Here is an 18,254-nt window from a genome sequence, read left to right on the forward strand (position 1 = left end):
ATTACACCATGGCCCAGTGGCAAACCGCCGATCACGCCGATGCCCAGGTGGTCGGCGAGCTGTTCGCCCACTTCGGTGCCGAGCGCTTCACCGTGCAGAGCACCCGTACCGGCGTGCCGGTCATCTGGCTCTCCCGGGATCTGCTGCTGGACGTGATGGGCTTCTTGCAAAAGCTGCCCTCCCCCTTCGTGATGCTGTTCGATCTCAGCGCCACCGACGAACGGATGCGCAGCCATCGCCACGGCCTGCCGGAGAGCGACTTTACCGTCTTCTATCACCTCATCTCCATCGACCGTAACGCCGACGTGATGCTGAAGGTGGCGCTCAAGGAGAGTGATCTCCATCTGCCCACCGTCAGCCGCCACTTCCCCAACGCCAACTGGTACGAGCGGGAAGTGTGGGATCTGATGGGGATCACCTTCGATGGCCACCCCCATCTGACCCGCATCATGATGCCCAAGAGCTGGCAAGGGCACCCCCTGCGCAAGGACTACCCGGCGCGCGCCACCGAGTTTGATCCCTTCATGCTCGATGCGGTCAAGCAGGATCAGGAGCAGGACAACCTGCTGTTCAAGCCGGAAGAGTGGGGCATGGCCCGCGGCAACGAGAACGAGGACTACATGTTCCTGAACCTCGGGCCGAACCACCCCTCCGCCCACGGCGCCTTCCGCCTGGTGCTGCAACTCGACGGGGAAGAGATCCGCGACTGCGTGCCCGACATCGGCTATCACCACCGCGGCGCCGAGAAGATGGGCGAGCGCCAGTCCTGGCACAGCTACATCCCCTACACCGACCGGGTCGAATACCTGGGCGGCGTGATGAACAACCTGCCCTATGTGCTGGCGGTCGAGAAGCTGGCCGGCATCAAGGTGCCGGCGCGGGTCGACATGATCCGGGTGATGATGGCGGAATTGTTCCGCATCCAGAGCCACCTGCTGTTCCTTGGCACCTACATTCAGGACGTGGGGGCCATGACCCCGGTCTTCTTCACCTTCACGGACCGCCAGAAGATCTACACCATCATCGAGGCCATCACCGGAGCCCGCATGCACCCGGCCTGGTTCCGCATCGGCGGCGTGGCCCACGATCTGCCTGCCGGCTGGACCCGCCTCATCCAGGACAACCTGTTGAGCTGGCTGCCCAAGCGGTTGATGGAGTATGAAAAGGCGGCCATGCGCAACAGCATACTGCGGGGCCGCACCATCGGCGTCGCCGCCTACAACACGGCCCAGGCCCTGGCCTGGGGCACCACGGGGGGCGGTCTGCGGGCCACGGGGCTCAACTTTGACGTGCGCAAATGGCGCCCCTATTCCGGTTACGATCAGTTCGAGTTCGAGGTGCCGGTGGGCAGCAACGGGGACGCCTACGACCGCGCCACCGTGCGCATCGAGGAGATCCGCCAGAGCCTGTCCATTATCGAGCAGTGCATGAAAAACATGCCTGAGGGCCCCTTCAAGGCGGATCACCCGCTCACCACGCCACCGCCCAAAGAGCGCACCCTGCAGGACATCGAAACCCTGATCACCCACTTCCTGCAAGTCTCCTGGGGGCCTGTCATGCCGGCCGCCGAGTCCTTCCAGATGATAGAGGCGACCAAGGGGGTCAACAGCTATTACCTGACCAGCGATGGCTCCACCATGAGCTACCGGACCCGGATCCGCACCCCGAGCTTCGCCCACCTGCAGCAGATCCCCTCGGTGATCCGCGGCCAGATGGTGTCGGATCTTATCGTCTACCTGGGCAGTATCGATTTCGTTATGTCAGATGTGGATCGTTGAGTCCTCTCGCCCCGGCAGCCGGGGCGAAGGGCAAGACGCGCAGTAAAGGGACAAGCCACAAAAGGTCAAGTCATGAGCCAATGTCAGTGTCAGAATAACCAGACCCCACAAGGGCAAGGGGCATGCAGCAGCCAGCAGGGAGATTTCGTCCTGAGCCAGGCTGAGCGCGATGCCATCGAACACGAGAAACACCACTACGAAGATCCCCGTGCAGCCAGCATCGAAGCGCTCAAGATAGTGCAACAGGCCCGTGGCTGGGTGCCTGACGGCGCCATTCACGCCATCGGCGCCGAGCTCGGCATCCCCGCCAGCGACGTGGAAGGGGTCGCCACCTTCTACAGCCAGATCTTCCGCCAGCCGGTGGGTCGTCACATCATCCGCGTCTGCGACAGCATGGTCTGCTACATCAACGGCCACGAGCAGTTGCTTGCCGGTCTGAAAGAGGTCGTCAATCTGGCCCCTGGTCAGACCTCCCCGGATGGCCGCTTCACCCTGTTGCCCGTCTGCTGCCTCGGCAACTGCGACAAGGGGCCGGCCATCATGATCGATGACGATACCTATGGCGGACTCGATGCCGTCAGCCTGCTGAAAACCCTGGAGGCTTACCCATGAGCATTCAGCCAGGCAAGACGCTTGCCTCCCTCGGCACCGCCAACCGCATCCCCCGCACCGCCGAGACCCACCCTCTCACCTGGCGCCTGCGGGACGACGGCCAGCCGGTCTGGCTCGAGGAGTATCAGGCAAAACAGGGCTATGAGGCCGCCCGCAAGGCCCTTGGCCAGATGAGCCCGGATGACATCGTCAGCACCGTCAAGGATGCCGGCCTCAAGGGACGCGGCGGCGCCGGTTTCTCCACCGGCGTGAAGTGGGGCCTGATGCCCAAAGACGAGAGCATGAACATCCGTTACCTGCTCTGCAACGCCGACGAGATGGAACCCAATACCTACAAAGACCGCATGCTGATGGAGCAGCTGCCCCACCTGCTGATCGAGGGGATGATCATCAGTGCCCGGGCTCTCAAGGCCTATCGCGGCTACATCTTCCTGCGCGGCGAGTACGTGGATGCCGCCATCCACCTGCGCCGCGCCGTGGAAGAGGCCAAGGCCGCGGGGCTCCTTGGCAAGAACATCCTGGGCTCGGGCTTTGACTTCGAGCTGTTCGTCCACACCGGCGCAGGTCGCTACATCTGCGGCGAAGAGACGGCCCTCATCAACTCCCTGGAAGGACGGCGCGCCAACCCGCGGGCCAAACCCCCCTTCCCCGCCGTCTCCGGCGTCTGGGGCAAGCCGACCTGCGTCAACAACGTCGAAACCCTGTGCAACGTGCCCGCCATCATCGGCAACGGTGTGGCCTGGTATCAGAGGTTGGCACTGCCGGGTTCGGAAGATCACGGCACCAAGCTGATGGGCTTTTCCGGCAAGGTCAACAATCCCGGCCTGTGGGAGCTGCCCTTTGGCATCACCGCCCGCGAGCTGTTCGAAAACTACGCCGGCGGCATGAAGCCCGGCTATCGCCTGAAAACCTGGCAACCGGGCGGCGCCGGCACCGGCTTCCTGCTGCCCGAGCACCTGGATGCCCAGATGTACGCTGGCGGCATCGGCAAGGTGGGCACCCGCATGGGTACGGGCCTTGCTATGGCGGTGGATGACAGCATCAACATGGTCTCACTGCTGCGCAACATGGAGGAGTTCTTTGCCCGCGAATCCTGCGGCTGGTGCACCCCCTGCCGCGACGGCCTGCCCTGGAGCGTCAAGATCCTGCGGGCGCTGGAGCGGGGCGAGGGCCAACCCGAGGATCTCGCGACCCTGGAACAGCTGGTCAGTTTCCTGGGCCCGGGCAAGACCTTCTGTGCCCATGCCCCCGGCGCCGTCGAGCCCCTTGGCAGTGCGATGAAGTATTTCCGATCCGAGTTCGAGGCCGGGGTCAAGGCCCCCCATGACAATCACAAGCTGTTCAAGGGTATCCAGCCCAACCTGCTGGGCGAGCGCTGGTAAGCGCCAGGACGCATCGGGCAATAGCCGATTTCATAAAACAGGTTTCAGGGAAGTTGTATGGCAACCATTCATGTAGACGGTAAAGAGTACGAGGTAGACGGGGCAGACAACCTGCTGCAAGCCTGTCTGTCGCTGGGTCTGGACGTCCCCTATTTTTGCTGGCACCCGGCGCTCGGTAGCGTCGGTGCCTGCCGCCAGTGCGCGGTCAAACAGTATCAAAATGCCGACGACAAGCGCGGCCGCCTGGTCATGTCCTGCATGACCCCTTCCACCGATGGCACCTATATCTCCATCGAGGATGAAGAGGCGAAGGAGTTTCGCAAGACAGTGGTGGAGTGGCAGATGACCAACCACCCCCACGACTGCCCGGTGTGCGAAGAGGGTGGCGCCTGCCACCTGCAGGACATGACGGTGATGACGGGCCACAACAGCCGCCGCTACCGTTTCACCAAGCGCACCCACCAGAATCAGGATCTGGGCCCCTTCATCAACCACGAGATGAACCGCTGCATCGCCTGCTACCGCTGCGTGCGCTATTACAAGGATTACGCAGGTGGCGAGGATCTCGGGGTCTATGGCGCCCATGACAACGTCTACTTCGGTCGGGTCGAGGATGGCACTCTGGAGAGCGAATTCTCCGGCAACCTGGTGGAGGTCTGTCCCACCGGCGTCTTCACCGACAAGACCCACTCCGAGCGTTACAACCGCAAGTGGGACATGCAGTTCGCCCCCAGCATCTGCCAGGGGTGCTCGGTCGGCTGCAACATCAGCCCGGGTGAGCGCTACGGCGAGCTGCGCCGCATCGAGAACCGTTTCCACGGTGCCCTGAACCACTATTTCCTCTGCGATCGCGGCCGCTTCGGCTACGGCCACGTCAATCTGACCGACCGCCCGCGCCAGCCCCTGCTGCAGGATGGCAGTGACAAGCTGGCCATCACGGTGGATGGTGCCCTGAACCGGGCCGCGGATGCGCTGCGCACCGCCAGCGGCGTCATCGGCATCGGCTCACCCCGCGCCTCCTTGGAGAGCAACTTCGCCCTGCGCGAACTGGTGGGGGCCGCCAACTTCTACTCCGGGGTCGAGCAGAGCGAATGGAAATGCCTGCAGAAGATGCTGGACATTCTGGAGCACGGTGGCGTGCGCACTCCCAGCCTGCGCGACATGGAAGAGGCCGACGCCGTGCTGGTGCTCGGGGAAGATGTCACCCAGACCGCCGCCCGCATCGCCCTGGCCCTGCGCCAGGCAGTGAAAGGCAAGGGGCGCGACATTGCCCGCAAGCTGAAGGTGGATCTCTGGCAGGTCGCAGCCGTGCAGACCCTGGCCCAGAACCAGCGCTACCCCTTGCTCATCACCAGTCTAGATGCCACCCGCCTGGATGACGTGGCGAGCAGCACCCTGCACGCCCCCCACGCGGATCAGGCGCGCCTCGGGTTTGCCATCGCCCACCTGCTGGATGCCAGTGCACCGGCACCAACGGATCTCTCCCCCGAACAGCAGGCCCTCGCCGCCCAATGGGCCGATCTGCTTGGCAACGCCAAAAAGCCCCTCATCATCGCAGGCAATGGTGCCCGCAACGAGGCGCTGATCGAAGCGGCCAGCAACATCGCCCGCGCCCTCAAGGGCCGTGGCCAGGCCGCGGAGCTTGCCCTGGTGGCTCAGGAAGCCAACAGCCTGGGACTGGCCATGCTGGCCCGGCATGCCGCCCCGCTGGAGTCAGCCCTCGAGCGCATGGAAGGGGAAGAGAGACTTGCCTTGGTCGTTCTTGAGAACGACCTCTACCGCCGAGCCCCCCGCAGCCGGGTGGACGCCGCTCTGGATCGCCTGCAACACCTGCTGGTCATCGACCATCAGGAGACGGCCACCGCGAAGAAGGCGGATCTGGTGCTGCCTGCCGCCAGTTTTGCCGAAGGCGATGGCACCCTGGTCAACATGGAAGGCCGCGCCCAGCGCTTCTTCCAGGTCTATGCTCCCGCCTTCTACAACGCCGATATCCAGGTGCGCGAAAGCTGGCGCTGGCTGGATGCCCTGCAAGGGAGCCAGCAACCGCGTTCGGTTCGCTGGAGCACCTTCGACGATGTGAGTCGCGATTGTGCCGCCAGCGCCCCGTTGCTCACCACCATGGGTGAAGCTGCACCCAACGCCGGCCTGCGCATTCGCGGCATGAAGCTCGCCCGGGAGCCGCACCGCTACAGTGGTCGCACCTCCATGCTGGCGAACCAGAACGTGAGCGAGCCCAGAGTCGCCCAGGATCCCGATTCGCCGTTCGCCTTCTCCATGGAAGGCTACGCTGGTTCCCGCCAGCCCCTCTCCCAGGTACCGTTTGCCTGGGCGCCGGGCTGGAACTCCCCCTCCGCCTGGAACAAGTTCCAGGACGAGGTGGGCGGCAACCTGCGTGCCGGGGATCCCGGTCGCCGCCTGCTGGAGCCGGGCGAAGGCAACCTGGGCTGGTTTGGCACCATCCCGGCCCCCTTCCAGCCCGCCGCATCCCTGCAGGTGGTGAGCTATGACCAGCTGTTCGGTGGCGAGGAGCTCTCCGCCAGAAGCCCGGTCATCCAGGCTCGCATGGGGGAACCCACCCTGGTACTGAACCCGGCGGATGCCGCGCGCCTGGCACTATCCCCTGACGCACTGGTGGCCTTCTCCTGGGGTGGCAACCACTGGCGCCTGCGTCTTCGCCTGAGCGATGCGCTGGCTCCGGGCCTGGCAGGGTTGCCACTCGGGGTGAACGGCCTGCCGACCGCCCTGCACCATGCCCTGATCGATAACCTGCAGGAGGTCATCGCATGAGCGACTCTCTGATGGATCTGCTGATCGAGGTCGGCAAGGCCCTGGTCGTACTCGTGGGGATCGTGGGGGCTGGCGCCTTCATGAGCTTCATCGAGCGCCGCCTGCTGGCACTGTGGCAGGACCGTTACGGCCCCAACCGGGTTGGCCCCTTCGGCCTGCTGCAACTGGCGGCCGACATGGTCAAGATGTTCTTCAAGGAGGACTGGATCCCGCCCTTTGCGGATCGCCGGATCTTCGTGCTGGCCCCCATCATCGCCTTCACCGCCTTCATCCTGGCGTTTGCGGTGGTACCCATCACCCCCACCTGGGGCGTGGCGGATCTCAACGTGGGGCTGCTCTATATCCTGGCGATCGCCGGGCTGGCGGTCTATGCCGTGCTCTTCGCAGGCTGGTCGAGCAACAACAAGTACTCCCTGCTCGGCAGCCTGCGCGCCTCGGCCCAGACCCTCTCCTACGAGGTGTTCCTTGGCCTCTCGCTCATGGGCATCGTCATCCAGACCGGCAGCTTCAACCTGCGTGACATCGTCGAGGCCCAGGCCGGCATGTGGAACGTGATCCCCCAGATCCTGGGCTTCGTCACCTTCCTGTTTGCCGGGGTCGCCGTCACCCACCGCCACCCGTTTGACCAGCCGGAGGCCGAGCAGGAGCTCGCCGACGGCTATCACATCGAGTACGCGGGCATGAAGTGGGGTCTCTTCTTCGTGGGGGAGTACATCGGCATCGTGCTGATCTCTTCACTCATCGTGACCCTCTTCTTCGGTGGCTGGCACGGCCCCTGGCTGCCGCCCTTCATCTGGTTCGCCCTGAAGACAGCCTGTTTCATGGTGTTCTTCATCCTGCTGCGGGCCTCCCTGCCCCGCCCGCGCTTCGACCAGGTGATGTCCTTTGGCTGGAAAGTGTGCCTGCCCCTGACCCTGCTCAACATGCTGGTCACCGCTGCCGTGGTGCTGATGAATGCGTGAGCAAAACGAGATGGACATGACGATGATTCGGCCGTCTGCGGCAAGGAAACGCCCAGGCGCCAGTGCTGATAAATGTGCAGTGAGGCACCTATGAAAATTACGAGCATTATCAAGGGTGTTGGCACCCAGTTGCGCAGTCTTGGGATGGTCTTCTCCCATGCCTGGCGCCCCCGTGAAACCCTGAGCTACCCGGAGCAGCCGGTCTACGCCGCCCCCCGCTTTCGCGGTCGCATCGTACTGACCCGGGATCCCGATGGCGACGAACGCTGCGTGGCGTGCAACCTGTGTGCTGTTGCCTGCCCGGTCGGTTGCATCTCTTTGCAGAAGTCGGAGCGGGAAGATGGCCGCTGGTACCCGGAGTTCTTTCGCATCAACTTCTCCCGTTGCATCTTCTGCGGCCTGTGCGAGGAGGCCTGCCCCACCACCGCCATCCAGCTGACGCCGGATTTCGAGATGGGGGAGTATCGTCGCCAGGATCTGGTGTACGAGAAGGAAGATCTGCTGATAAGCGGCCCCGGCAAATACCCGGACTACAACTTCTACCGCATGAGCGGGATGGCCATCGACGGCAAACCCAAAGGGGATGCCGAGAACGAAGCCAAGCCCATCGATGTCAAGAGCCTGCTGCCCTAGGAGTCAATCATGGAACTGGCATTCTATGTCGCGGCCCTGGTCGCCGTTTACAGCACGCTGCGGGTGATCAGCACCAGCAACCCCATGCATGCGCTGCTCAATCTCATCATCTCCCTCATCGCCGTGGCCATGATCTTCTTCTGCCTGGGCGCCGCCTTTGCGGGGGCCCTGCAGGTGATCGTCTACGCCGGCGCCATCATGGTGCTGTTCGTGTTCGTGGTGATGATGCTGAACCTGGGGAGCGCCCAGGATCAGGAGAAGAAGTGGCTCACCCCCATGACCTGGGGTGGCCCGGCCCTGCTCTCCCTCATTTTGCTGGGCTTTCTGGCCCACGGCATTCTCGGCGTGACCGGCGGTGAACTGGGTCTGACCGAGGTCAGCGCCAAGGAAGTCGGTATCGCCCTGTTCGGCCCCTATGTGCTGGCGGTGGAGCTCGCCTCCATCTTGCTGCTGGCAGGTCTGGTCACCGCCTATCACCTGGGCCGCGAGGACAAGAGCGGGGAAGTGCTCTCCGTACCTCGCACCACACAGGAAGGAGGTCAGCAATGAGCGACATCCCCGTGGTGATGCATGGCTCGCTGCCGGCAGCCCGCCCCCTTTCCATCCAGCAAGCACAAGGAGCATGGCGATGAGTGGAATTCCCATGGAGCACGGCCTCCTGCTGGCGGCCATTTTGTTTGCCATCGGCCTGTGCGGCCTGCTGATACGCCGCAACCTGTTGTTTATCCTCATGAGTATCGAAATCATGATGAACGCGTCCGCCCTGGCATTCGTGGTGGCGGGTAGCCGCTGGGCCCAGGCCGACGGCCAGATCATGTACATACTGGTGATTTCTCTGGCGGCAGCGGAGGCCAGTATCGGCCTCGCCCTGTTACTGCTGCTCTATCGTCGTTACCACACCCTGAACGTGGACACTGTGAGCGAGATGCGCGGATGAGCCTCCTATATCTGACTTTCCTGTTCCCGCTGCTGGGATGGCTGCTGCTGGCCTTCTCCCTCGGCCGCCTCGGCGAGCGCACCTCGGCGCTCATCGGTGTCGGCAGCATCGGTCTCTCGGCCCTCACTACCCTGTGGGTCGGCATCGATTTTCTCAATACCATGCCGGAAGGCGGCGTCTATACCCAGACCCTGTGGCAGTGGATGACGGTGGGCGAGTTCCAGCCTGCCTTCCGTCTCTCCCTGGACGGGCTGTCGCTGACCATGCTGGGGGTCGTGACCGGGGTGGGCTTCTTCATCCACCTGTTCGCCTCCTGGTACATGCGCGGGGAAGAGGGGTATTCGCGCTTCTTCACCTACACCAACCTCTTCATCGCCAGCATGCTGTTCCTGGTGCTGGCCGATGACCTGCTGTTCGTCTACCTGGGCTGGGAAGGGGTGGGGCTGTGCAGCTACCTGCTGATCGGCTTCTACTACAAGGATCGCAACAACGGCGCCGCCGCCCTCAAGGCGTTCGTGGTGACCCGGGTCGGCGACGTCTTCCTTGCCATCGGGCTCTTCGTGCTCTACCGCGAGCTCGGCACCCTCAACATTCACGAGCTGCTGGTGCGAGCCCCTGCGATGTTTGCCGACGGCTCCCCTGCCCTGTCGTTCGCCTGCCTCATGCTGCTCGGCGGCGCGGTCGGCAAATCCGCCCAGCTGCCCCTGCAGACCTGGCTGGCGGACGCCATGGCGGGCCCGACCCCGGTCTCGGCACTGATCCACGCCGCCACCATGGTGACCGCCGGTGTCTACCTCATCGCCCGCACCCACGGCCTCTTCCTGCTGGCCCCGGAGATCCTCCATCTGGTGGCGCTGGTCGGTGCCATCACGCTAGTGCTGGCCGGTTTTGCCGCCCTGGTGCAGACCGACATCAAGCGGATCCTGGCCTACTCCACCATGAGCCAGATTGGCTACATGTTCCTGGCCCTGGGGGTCGGTGCCTGGGAAGGGGCCATCTTCCACCTGATGACCCACGCCTTCTTCAAGGCGCTGCTGTTCCTCTCCGCCGGGGCCGCCATCGTTGCGACCCACCACGAGCAGAACATCTTCAAGATGGGGGGGCTGCGCAAATCGCTGCCGCTGGTCTACGCCTGCTTCCTGGTGGGGGGCTCGGCCCTGGCCGCGCTGCCGCTGGTGACCGCCGGTTTCTACAGTAAGGACGCCATCCTCTGGCAGGTGCAGGCCAGTGGCCAGAGCGCCCTGCTGTGGGCCGGTCTGGGTGGTGCCTTCCTCACCTCCCTCTACACCTTCCGCCTCATCTTCATCGCCTTCCACGGCAAGGCGCAGACCCAGGCTCACGCCGGACAGGGCCTTGCCCACCATCTGCCACTGCTGGTGCTGCTGGTGCTCTCTACCGGGGTGGGTGCATTGATAGTGCCGCCGCTCGCCGGAGTACTGCCGGCAGGCCCCGGTGATCACATCGAAGAGGGACGCCATGGCCTCGAGATCCTCTCAGGCGTCATCGCCGTGGCAGGCATTGCGCTGGCCGCCTTCCTCTTCCTCGGCGAACGTCGCCTGGCGAAGGGGATCGCACAGAGTGCACCTGGGCGGGCTCTGTCCACCCTCTGGTTCAATGCCTGGGGCTTTGACTGGCTTTATGACCTGATTTGGGTCAAGCCCTACCTGCTGGCGACTCGCCTGCTCGGCAAGGATCCGCTGGACAGGATGATGAACCTGCCCGCCGTGCTGGCCCAGGGGGGGCATCAGCTGCTGGCCTGGACCGTCTCCGGCAAGTTGCGCTGGTACGCAGCCTCCATGGGGATGGGCGCCGCCCTGATCCTGGCCCTGCTGCTGCTCGGCTGATCCATGAGCCCAATATTGTGTGGCAGGCTCAGCGCCTGCCCGACTAGAACCTAGATGAGAGCTGATATCGTGACCTTACTCTGGATCTTGCTAATTCCCTTCATCGGCGGCTTGCTCTGCTGGCAGATGGAGCGGCTCGGCGGACAATTCGTTCGCTGGGTGGCCCTCGCCTCCATGAGCGCCTGTCTGGTGCTCTCCAGCGCCATCTGGCTCGGTGGTGACTTCACCCTCGCCAGCCCCGGCCTCCCCGTCTGGGCAGCCGAGTGGCAACAACCCTGGATCCCCCGCTTCGGCATCTCCCTGCACCTCGCCGTGGACGGGCTGTCGCTCCTGATGGTGATCCTCACCAGCTTCATCGGCGTGCTGGCCATCCTCTGTTCCTGGAAGGAGATCGTCCAGCGCATCGGCTTCTTCCACCTCAACCTGCTGTGGATCCTGGGGGGCGTGCTCGGCGTCTTCATGGCGGTGGATCTGTTCCTCTTCTTCTTCTTCTGGGAGATGATGCTGGTGCCGATGTACTTCCTGATCGCGCTCTGGGGCCACTCGGTCACCGATGGCAAGTCGCGCATCAACGCCGCCACCAAGTTCTTCATCTATACCCAGGCGAGCGGCCTCATCATGCTGGTGGCCATCCTGGGCCTGGTACTGACCCACCACGCCGCCACCGGTGTCTTCACCTTCAACTATCAGGAACTGCTCAACACCCCCATGAGCAGCACGGTACAGTGGCTGCTGATGCTGGGCTTCTTCATCGCCTTCGCGGTCAAGATGCCCCTGGTGCCGCTCCATGGCTGGCTCCCTGATGCCCACAGCCAGGCGCCCACCGCAGGCTCCGTGGATCTCGCGGGCATCTTGCTGAAAACCGCGGCCTACGGCCTGCTGCGCTTCACTCTGCCGCTTTTCCCCGAGGCGTCCGCCGAGTTTGCCCCCTACGCCATGGTGCTCGGCCTCATCGGCATCGTCTATGGCGCCCTGCTGGCCTTTGCCCAGACCGACATCAAGCGGCTGGTTGCCTACACCAGCATCTCCCACATGGGCTTCGTGATGATCGCCATTTACTCCGGCAGCGAGCTCGCCCTGCAAGGGGCAGTGGTACAGATGATTGCCCACGGGCTCTCGGCCGCCGGTCTCTTCATCCTGTGCGGCCAGCTCTACGAGCGCCTGCACACCCGGGATCTGCGCCAGATGGGCGGTCTCTGGGGACGGCTGCGCTACCTGCCCGGCGTGATGCTGTTCTTCTCCGTCGCATCCCTCGGGATGCCGGGGACCGGCAATTTTGTCGGCGAGTTCCTGATCCTCATCGGCAGCTTCCAGGTGGCCCCCGTCATCACCGTCATCGCCACCTTCGGGCTGGTGCTGGCCTCGGTCTACTCCCTCATCATGCTGCAGCGGGCCTGCTTCGGGACGCCCCGGGAGGAGAGCATGCTCAAGGGGCTGGATACCCGGGAGCTGACCATGATGCTGACCATCGCCGGCCTCTTGGTGCTGCTCGGTCTCTATCCCCAGCCGGTGCTCGACACCGCCAGCAGCAGCCTCCTGAGCGTGCTGCACTGGTACGCGCTGCCGGGCACGGGGGCGCTGCAATGATGCTTTCTCTTTCGCCTTCCTTGTCCATGTCGGGAGCACTGTCATGACGTTTACTGTTTCTCAACTGCTGGCCCTGCTGCCCCTGTTGCTGACCACGGGGGCCATGGTGGCCCTGATGCTGGCCATCGCCTGGAAGCGCTGTGACGACACCGCCTTCGTGGTCACCATCATCGGCCTCAACCTCGCGCTCTTCTCCCTGCCCATCGTGATGGCCCAGGGGGATCAGGGGGTCACTCCCCTGCTGCAAGTGGACGCTTACGCGGTCTTCTACATGGGGCTGGTGCTCATCGGGGCCCTGGCCACCTGCACCTTCGGTCGCACCTGGCTCAAGGGCTATCCGGACAACCGGGAAGAGTTCTACCTGCTGCTGCTCATCGCCACCGCCGGTGGTCTGGTGCTGGCGGCCTCCCGTCACCTCGCCTCGCTCTTCATCGGGATCGAGATGCTGACCCTGCCCATGTTCGGTCTGGTGGGGTATGCCTATCGCGAGCGGCACTCGCTGGAAGCCAGCATCAAGTACATGGTGCTCTCCGCCAGTGCCACCGCCTTCCTGCTGTTCGGCATGGCACTGCTCTACGCCCAGGCCGGAAGCCTGAGCTTCAGCGATCTCGGTGTGACCCTGGCCCAGAGCCCGGCTCACCATCCGCTGCTGATGGGGGGCTTTGGCCTGATGCTGGTCGGCTTTGCGTTCAAGCTGTCCCTCGCCCCCTTCCACCTCTGGACCCCGGACGTCTATGAAGGGGCGCCGGCACCGGTGGCCACCTTCCTCGCCACCGTGAGCAAGATAGCCGTGTTCTGCGTGCTGCTGCGCTTCTACCTGGCGGTACCCGCCACCTCGGATCCCATGATCCACTGGCTGCTGGCGGCCATGGCAGTCATCTCCATCGTGGTCGGCAACCTCCTGGCGCTGATCCAGACCAACATCAAGCGGATGATGGGTTACTCCTCCATCTCCCACTTCGGCTATCTGCTGGCAGTGGTGGTGACAAGCCGCCTCGGCGAGATGCCGGTGGAAGCGGCGGGTGTCTACCTGCTGATGTACCTGTTCACCAGCCTGGGGGCCTTCGGCGTCATCAGCATGATGTCCAGCCCCTATCGCGGCAAGGATGCGGACTCCCTGCACAGTTATCGCGGTCTGTTCTGGAAGCGCCCCTATCTGACGGCGGTGATGACGGTGATGATGCTCTCCCTCGCGGGTATCCCCATGACGCTGGGGTTCATCGGCAAGTTCTACCTCATCGGCGTCACCGTCGATGCCAAGCTGTGGTGGCTCAGTGGCGCCATCGTGCTCGGCAGTGCCCTGGGGCTCTACTACTACCTGCGGGTCATGGTCACCCTCTACCTGCGTGAACCCGGCATGCAACTGCGCGATGCCAGGGCCGACTGGGCCTTCTCCTCCGGGGGCCTGGTGGTGCTGCTCTCCGCCATTCTGGTGGTATTGCTCGGCATCTACCCCCAGCCCGTCATCAGCCTGGTGCAGGGCTTCCAACACGTGGTGCTGCGCTAGCCTCAGGTTCAGCTCACACAGCAAAACCGGCCTCCATGGCCGGTTTTTTTATGTCCGCCAAGGCCCGGTCCGGCTTGCCTATCTGGCAGGCGATACCAGATCCCTCCCCTCAATCCATCCCATATCCTCCAGCAAGCAGCTGGCGGAGCAGCGAGCTGAAGATGGCCTCGCCCCCATCGTGCTCGTCTCCTCCTACCCTCCCCATTCTCAGACCCATGCCCATAAAAAAACCGGCCACTGGGGCCGGTTTTTGGTTTCTTGCTGGCGCTTAGCCCAGGCGAACCCGAGCATTGCGGAACATGCGCATCCAGGCGCCATCCTCTCCCCAGTTGTCCGGGTGCCAGGAATTGGCCACGGTGCGGAACACCCGCTCCGGGTGCGGCATCATGATGGTGGCGCGGCCGTCCGCACTGGTCACCGCGGTGATACCGTCAGGGGAGCCGTTGGGGTTGGCCGGGTATTGCACGGTGACGTTGCCGCAGTTGTCCACGAAACGCAGCCCCACCAGACCGCTCTGTTGCAGCGCAGCCAGGTGAGCGGCATCGCGCACTTCCACGCGCCCTTCCCCGTGGGAGACGGCAATCGGCATCACGGAACCCGCCATCCCGGCGAAGAAGGCGGACGGGGAGTCCTGCACTTCCACCAGGCTGAAGCGCGCCTCGAAGCGCTCGGAGCGGTTGCGCACGAAGCGCGGCCAGAGATCGGCCCCCGGGATGAGGTCACGCAGGTTGGACATCATCTGGCAGCCGTTGCACACCCCCAGGGAGAGGGTATCGCCGCGCTCGAAGAAGCGCTGGAACTGCTCACGGGCGTTGTCGTTGAACAGGATGGACTTGGCCCAGCCTTCGCCCGCCCCCAGCACGTCGCCGTAGGAGAAGCCGCCACAGGCCACCAGGGTCTGGAACTCCTCAAGCTTGATGCGCCCCTCGAGGATGTCGCTCATATGCACGTCCACCGCAGTAAAACCGGCGCGATCGAAGGCGGCCGCCATCTCCACGTGGGAGTTGACCCCCTGCTCGCGCAGCACCGCCAGACGGGGAGAAACCCCGCGAGCGATATAGGGCGCGGCCACGTCGTCGGACGGGTTGTAGGTGAGCCTGGCCTGCAGACCCGGATCGGCGACGTCCTGGCGGGCGGCATGTTCCTGATCGGCGCACTCCGGGTTGTCACGCAGGCGCTGCATCTGCCAGCTGGTCTCGCCCCAGATGGTGCGAAGGGCGGTGCGGCTGGCGCGATACACTTCGCTGCCGGCACGCTGGAACAGGATGAGGTCGTCTTCGCGCACCGTGCCCAGCACATGGGAGCAGGCTGCCAGACCGTGACCGGCCAGCAGGGTCAGCACCGCTTCCTTGTCTTCGCGACGAACCTGGATGACGGCACCCAGCTCCTCGTTGAACAGGGCCGGCAGCAGGTCGCCACCCACGCGATCGAGCTGGATGTCGAGGCCGCAGTGACCGGCAAACGCCATCTCGGTCAGGGTGACGAAGAGGCCGCCGTCGGAGCGGTCGTGGTAGGCAATCAGCTTGCGATCCGCCACCAGCGCCTGGATGGCGTTGAAGAAGCCCTTGAGCTGGACCGGGTTGTCCAGATCCGGAGCGCTTTGCCCAAGCTGGCGATAGACCTGGGCCAGGGCCGAGGCGCCGAGGCGCTGCTTGCCGTTGCCAAGGTCGATGAGGATAAGGTCGGTCTCACCGAGATCGGTGCGCAGTTGCGGGGTCACGGTATTGCGCACGTCCTCGACCCGGGCAAAGGCGGAGATGAGCAGGGAGAGCGGCGAGGTGACGCTGCGCTCTTCGCCGTCCTGCTGCCAGCGGGTCTTCATGGACATGGAGTCCTTGCCCACCGGGATGGTGATGCCAAGGGCCGGGCAGAGCTCTTCGCCCACCGCTTTCACGGCTTCGTAGAGACCCGCATCTTCCCCCGGATGGCCGGCAGCGGACATCCAGTTGGCGGAGAGCTTGACCCGCTTGAGGGAGCCGATATTGGCTGGTGCCAGGTTGGTCAAGGCCTCGGCCACCGCCATGCGGGCGGAGGCGGCATGAGAGAGCAGCGCCACCGGGGTGCGTTCCCCCATGGACATGGCTTCACCGTGGTAGCTGTCGTAGGTCGCGGCGGTGACGGCGCAGTCAGCCACCGGGATCTGCCAGGGGCCGACCATCTGGTCGCGGTTGACGAGGCCTGTTACGGTGCGATCGCCGATGGTGATGAGGAAGGACTTCTCCGCCACGGTCGGCAGGCGCAGCACGCGCTCGGCGGCGTCGCTGAGGGTGATGCCGTCCAGTTGCAGCGCCTTGCCCTGGGCAGGCAGGCTCTGCACGTCGCGGTGCATCTTGGGCGCCTTGCCAAGCAGCACGTCCAGCGGCAGATCGATGGGCTGGTTGTCAAAGTGATCATCAGAGAGAGTGAGATGCTTCTCTTCGGTGGCGGTGCCGATGACGGCATAGGGGGCACGTTCGCGCTCGCACAAGGCCTTGAACAGAGGCAGCTTGTCCTGGGCCACGGCCAGCACATAACGCTCCTGGGATTCGTTGCACCAGACTTCCAGCGGGCTCATGCCCGGCTCGTCGTTCGGAATGGCACGCAAGTCGAAGCGACCACCGCGATCCCCGTCGCTCACCAGCTCCGGCATGGCGTTGGAGAGACCACCGGCGCCCACGTCGTGGATGAAGACGATGGGGTTGTCGTCCCCCAGTTGCCAGCAGCGGTCGATCACTTCCTGGCAGCGACGCTCCATCTCGGGGTTGTCACGCTGCACGGAGGCGAAGTCGAGATCTTCGGCAGACTGACCGGACGCCATGGAGGAGGCGGCGCCGCCACCCAGGCCGATGTTCATGGCCGGACCACCCAGCACGATGAGGGCAGCCCCCACCGGGATCTCCCCTTTCTGGACGTGCTCGCTGCGGATGTTGCCGATACCGCCCGCCAGCATGATGGGCTTGTGGTAGCCGCGCACCTCGACGCCGTTGTGGCTCGGCACCTGCTCTTCGAAGGTACGGAAGTAACCCAGGATGGCAGGGCGACCGAATTCGTTGTTGAAGGCGGCGCCGCCAAGGGGCCCTTCCTGCATGATGTCAAAGGCGCTGACGATGCGGCTCGGCTTGCCGAAGTCCTGCTCCCAGGGCTGCTCGAAACCGGGGATGCGCAGGTTGGAGACGGAGAAGCCCACCAGGCCCGCCTTGGGCTTGGCGCCACGGCCTGTCGCACCCTCGTCGCGGATTTCGCCGCCGGAGCCGGTGGCGGCCCCCGGGAAGGGAGAGATGGCGGTCGGGTGGTTGTGGGTCTCCACCTTCATCAGGATGTCGACACGCTCCTGGTGATACTGGTACTCACCGTTGGCGGGGCTCGGGAAGAAGCGGCCACCCTGGCTGCCTTCCATCACCGCGGCGTTGTCTTTGTAGGCAGACAGGACATGATCCGGCGTCTGCTCGAAGGTGTTCTTGATCATCTTGAACAGCGACTTGGGCTGCTGTTCGCCGTCTATGGTCCAGTCGGCGTTGAAGATCTTGTGGCGGCAGTGCTCGGAGTTCGCCTGGGCAAACATGTAGAGCTCGATGTCGTTGGGATTGCGACCCAGCCGGGTGAAGTTGGTCACTAGGTAATCTATTTCGTCATCGGCCAGGGCCAGACCCAGGGTCACGTTGGCCTCTTCCAGGGCGGCGCGACCACCACCCAGCACATCTACCTGGGTAAAGGGGCGCGGCTCGTGGTGAGCAAACAGGGCGGCGGCCTCGTTCATCTCGGCAAAGACCACTTCCATCATGCGATCGTGCAGCAGGGCCGCGATCTCGCTGCGTTGGGCCACGCTCAGCTCACCCTTGGCCTGCACGTAATAGGCAATGCCGCGCTCCAGCCGCTTGACCTGTTTCAGGCCGCAGTTGTGGGCGATGTCGGTTGCTTTGGAAGACCAGGGGGAGATAGTGCCGGGGCGGGGAGTAACGAGGAACAGCTGACCGCTGGGGGTGTGTTCCGGGATGGTCGGGCCGTAGCGCAGAAGCTGGCCCAAGGTCGCTCGCTCGGGGGGCGACAGCGGGCTCGTCAGCTCGGCAAAATGCACGTATTCCGCATAGACGCTTGCTATCTCTACTCCTCTCTGTGCGCAGCTCTGCAGCAGCTTGTGGACACGAAACTCAGACAGTGCTGGGGCACCACGCAAGATTTCCATATACCTTTCTCACCAAGTTTTAGAGTGTGGGGGGATTTGAGACGCGCGTATTATAGGGATCAG

Annotated in this window: 12 protein-coding genes; 11 read left to right on the forward strand and 1 reads right to left on the reverse strand. The window is 64.1% G+C overall.

Features of this window, described 5'->3' with window-relative positions:
• Nucleotides 1-8 precede the first annotated feature (8 nt).
• The 11 genes from nuoC (at nucleotide 9) to nuoN (ending at nucleotide 14,029) form a co-directional block, all read left to right on the forward strand.
• Entirely contained in the window at nucleotides 9-1,778 is a 1,770-nt protein-coding gene (gene nuoC, locus AB5Y54_RS04825) for an NADH-quinone oxidoreductase subunit C/D (protein ID WP_197713285.1), read from the forward strand.
• 72 nt (nucleotides 1,779-1,850) lie between these two features.
• On the forward strand, nucleotides 1,851-2,390 hold the full coding sequence (gene nuoE / locus AB5Y54_RS04830; RefSeq protein WP_080990002.1) for an NADH-quinone oxidoreductase subunit NuoE: 540 nt from the start codon (nucleotides 1,851-1,853) through the stop codon (nucleotides 2,388-2,390).
• On the forward strand, nucleotides 2,387-3,772 hold the full coding sequence (gene nuoF / locus AB5Y54_RS04835; RefSeq protein ID WP_223938484.1) for an NADH-quinone oxidoreductase subunit NuoF: 1,386 nt from the start codon (nucleotides 2,387-2,389) through the stop codon (nucleotides 3,770-3,772). Before nuoE ends, nuoF begins: the two co-directional genes overlap by 4 nt.
• Nucleotides 3,773-3,829: 57 nt before the next feature.
• Nucleotides 3,830-6,559: an NADH-quinone oxidoreductase subunit NuoG gene (gene nuoG, locus AB5Y54_RS04840; RefSeq protein WP_223938482.1), complete on the forward strand. Its 2,730-nt coding sequence runs from the start codon at nucleotides 3,830-3,832 to the stop codon at nucleotides 6,557-6,559.
• Entirely contained in the window at nucleotides 6,556-7,521 is a 966-nt protein-coding gene (nuoH, locus tag AB5Y54_RS04845) for an NADH-quinone oxidoreductase subunit NuoH (protein ID WP_010675033.1), read from the forward strand. Before nuoG ends, nuoH begins: the two co-directional genes overlap by 4 nt.
• Before the next feature lie 90 nt (nucleotides 7,522-7,611).
• Nucleotides 7,612-8,154: an NADH-quinone oxidoreductase subunit NuoI gene (gene nuoI / locus AB5Y54_RS04850; RefSeq protein WP_010675034.1), complete on the forward strand. Its 543-nt coding sequence runs from the start codon at nucleotides 7,612-7,614 to the stop codon at nucleotides 8,152-8,154.
• 9 nt (nucleotides 8,155-8,163) lie between these two features.
• Entirely contained in the window at nucleotides 8,164-8,703 is a 540-nt protein-coding gene (gene nuoJ, locus AB5Y54_RS04855; protein WP_069651388.1) for an NADH-quinone oxidoreductase subunit J, read from the forward strand.
• 79 nt (nucleotides 8,704-8,782) lie between these two features.
• Entirely contained in the window at nucleotides 8,783-9,091 is a 309-nt protein-coding gene (nuoK, locus tag AB5Y54_RS04860) for an NADH-quinone oxidoreductase subunit NuoK (RefSeq protein WP_010675036.1), read from the forward strand.
• Nucleotides 9,088-10,935, forward strand: coding sequence for an NADH-quinone oxidoreductase subunit L (gene nuoL, locus AB5Y54_RS04865; protein ID WP_223938480.1), 1,848 nt, complete (start codon nucleotides 9,088-9,090; stop codon nucleotides 10,933-10,935). Before nuoK ends, nuoL begins: the two co-directional genes overlap by 4 nt.
• Nucleotides 10,936-11,004: 69 nt before the next feature.
• Nucleotides 11,005-12,522 (forward strand): NADH-quinone oxidoreductase subunit M, encoded by a 1,518-nt coding sequence (gene nuoM / locus AB5Y54_RS04870; RefSeq protein ID WP_103244619.1) that lies wholly within the window; start codon nucleotides 11,005-11,007, stop codon nucleotides 12,520-12,522.
• A gap of 43 nt (nucleotides 12,523-12,565) precedes the next feature.
• A complete protein-coding gene (gene nuoN, locus AB5Y54_RS04875; protein WP_324033960.1) occupies nucleotides 12,566-14,029 on the forward strand; it encodes an NADH-quinone oxidoreductase subunit NuoN in 1,464 nt (487 codons plus the stop codon).
• A gap of 268 nt (nucleotides 14,030-14,297) precedes the next feature.
• Here the strand turns inward: nuoN and purL are convergent, their stop codons facing one another.
• Nucleotides 14,298-18,191 carry a phosphoribosylformylglycinamidine synthase gene (gene purL, locus AB5Y54_RS04880; protein WP_368153308.1) on the reverse strand — a complete coding sequence of 1,298 codons (3,894 nt, stop codon included), beginning with the start codon at nucleotides 18,189-18,191 and terminating at the stop codon, nucleotides 14,298-14,300.
• Nucleotides 18,192-18,254 lie beyond the last annotated feature (63 nt).

Source organism: Aeromonas sp. s9 (assembly GCF_040907765.1).
Taxonomy (GTDB): domain Bacteria; phylum Pseudomonadota; class Gammaproteobacteria; order Enterobacterales; family Aeromonadaceae; genus Aeromonas; species Aeromonas caviae.

Coding starts and splice junctions, on each gene's coding strand:
- nuoC (WP_197713285.1), top strand. CDS start 9: ATGGCCCAGTGGCAAACCGCCGATCACGCCGATGCCCAGGTGGTCGGC.
- nuoE (WP_080990002.1), top strand. CDS start 1,851: ATGAGCCAATGTCAGTGTCAGAATAACCAGACCCCACAAGGGCAAGGG.
- nuoF (WP_223938484.1), top strand. CDS start 2,387: ATGAGCATTCAGCCAGGCAAGACGCTTGCCTCCCTCGGCACCGCCAAC.
- nuoG (WP_223938482.1), top strand. CDS start 3,830: ATGGCAACCATTCATGTAGACGGTAAAGAGTACGAGGTAGACGGGGCA.
- nuoH (WP_010675033.1), top strand. CDS start 6,556: ATGAGCGACTCTCTGATGGATCTGCTGATCGAGGTCGGCAAGGCCCTG.
- nuoI (WP_010675034.1), top strand. CDS start 7,612: ATGAAAATTACGAGCATTATCAAGGGTGTTGGCACCCAGTTGCGCAGT.
- nuoJ (WP_069651388.1), top strand. CDS start 8,164: ATGGAACTGGCATTCTATGTCGCGGCCCTGGTCGCCGTTTACAGCACG.
- nuoK (WP_010675036.1), top strand. CDS start 8,783: ATGAGTGGAATTCCCATGGAGCACGGCCTCCTGCTGGCGGCCATTTTG.
- nuoL (WP_223938480.1), top strand. CDS start 9,088: ATGAGCCTCCTATATCTGACTTTCCTGTTCCCGCTGCTGGGATGGCTG.
- nuoN (WP_324033960.1), top strand. CDS start 12,566: ATGACGTTTACTGTTTCTCAACTGCTGGCCCTGCTGCCCCTGTTGCTG.
- purL (WP_368153308.1), bottom strand. CDS start 18,191: ATGGAAATCTTGCGTGGTGCCCCAGCACTGTCTGAGTTTCGTGTCCAC.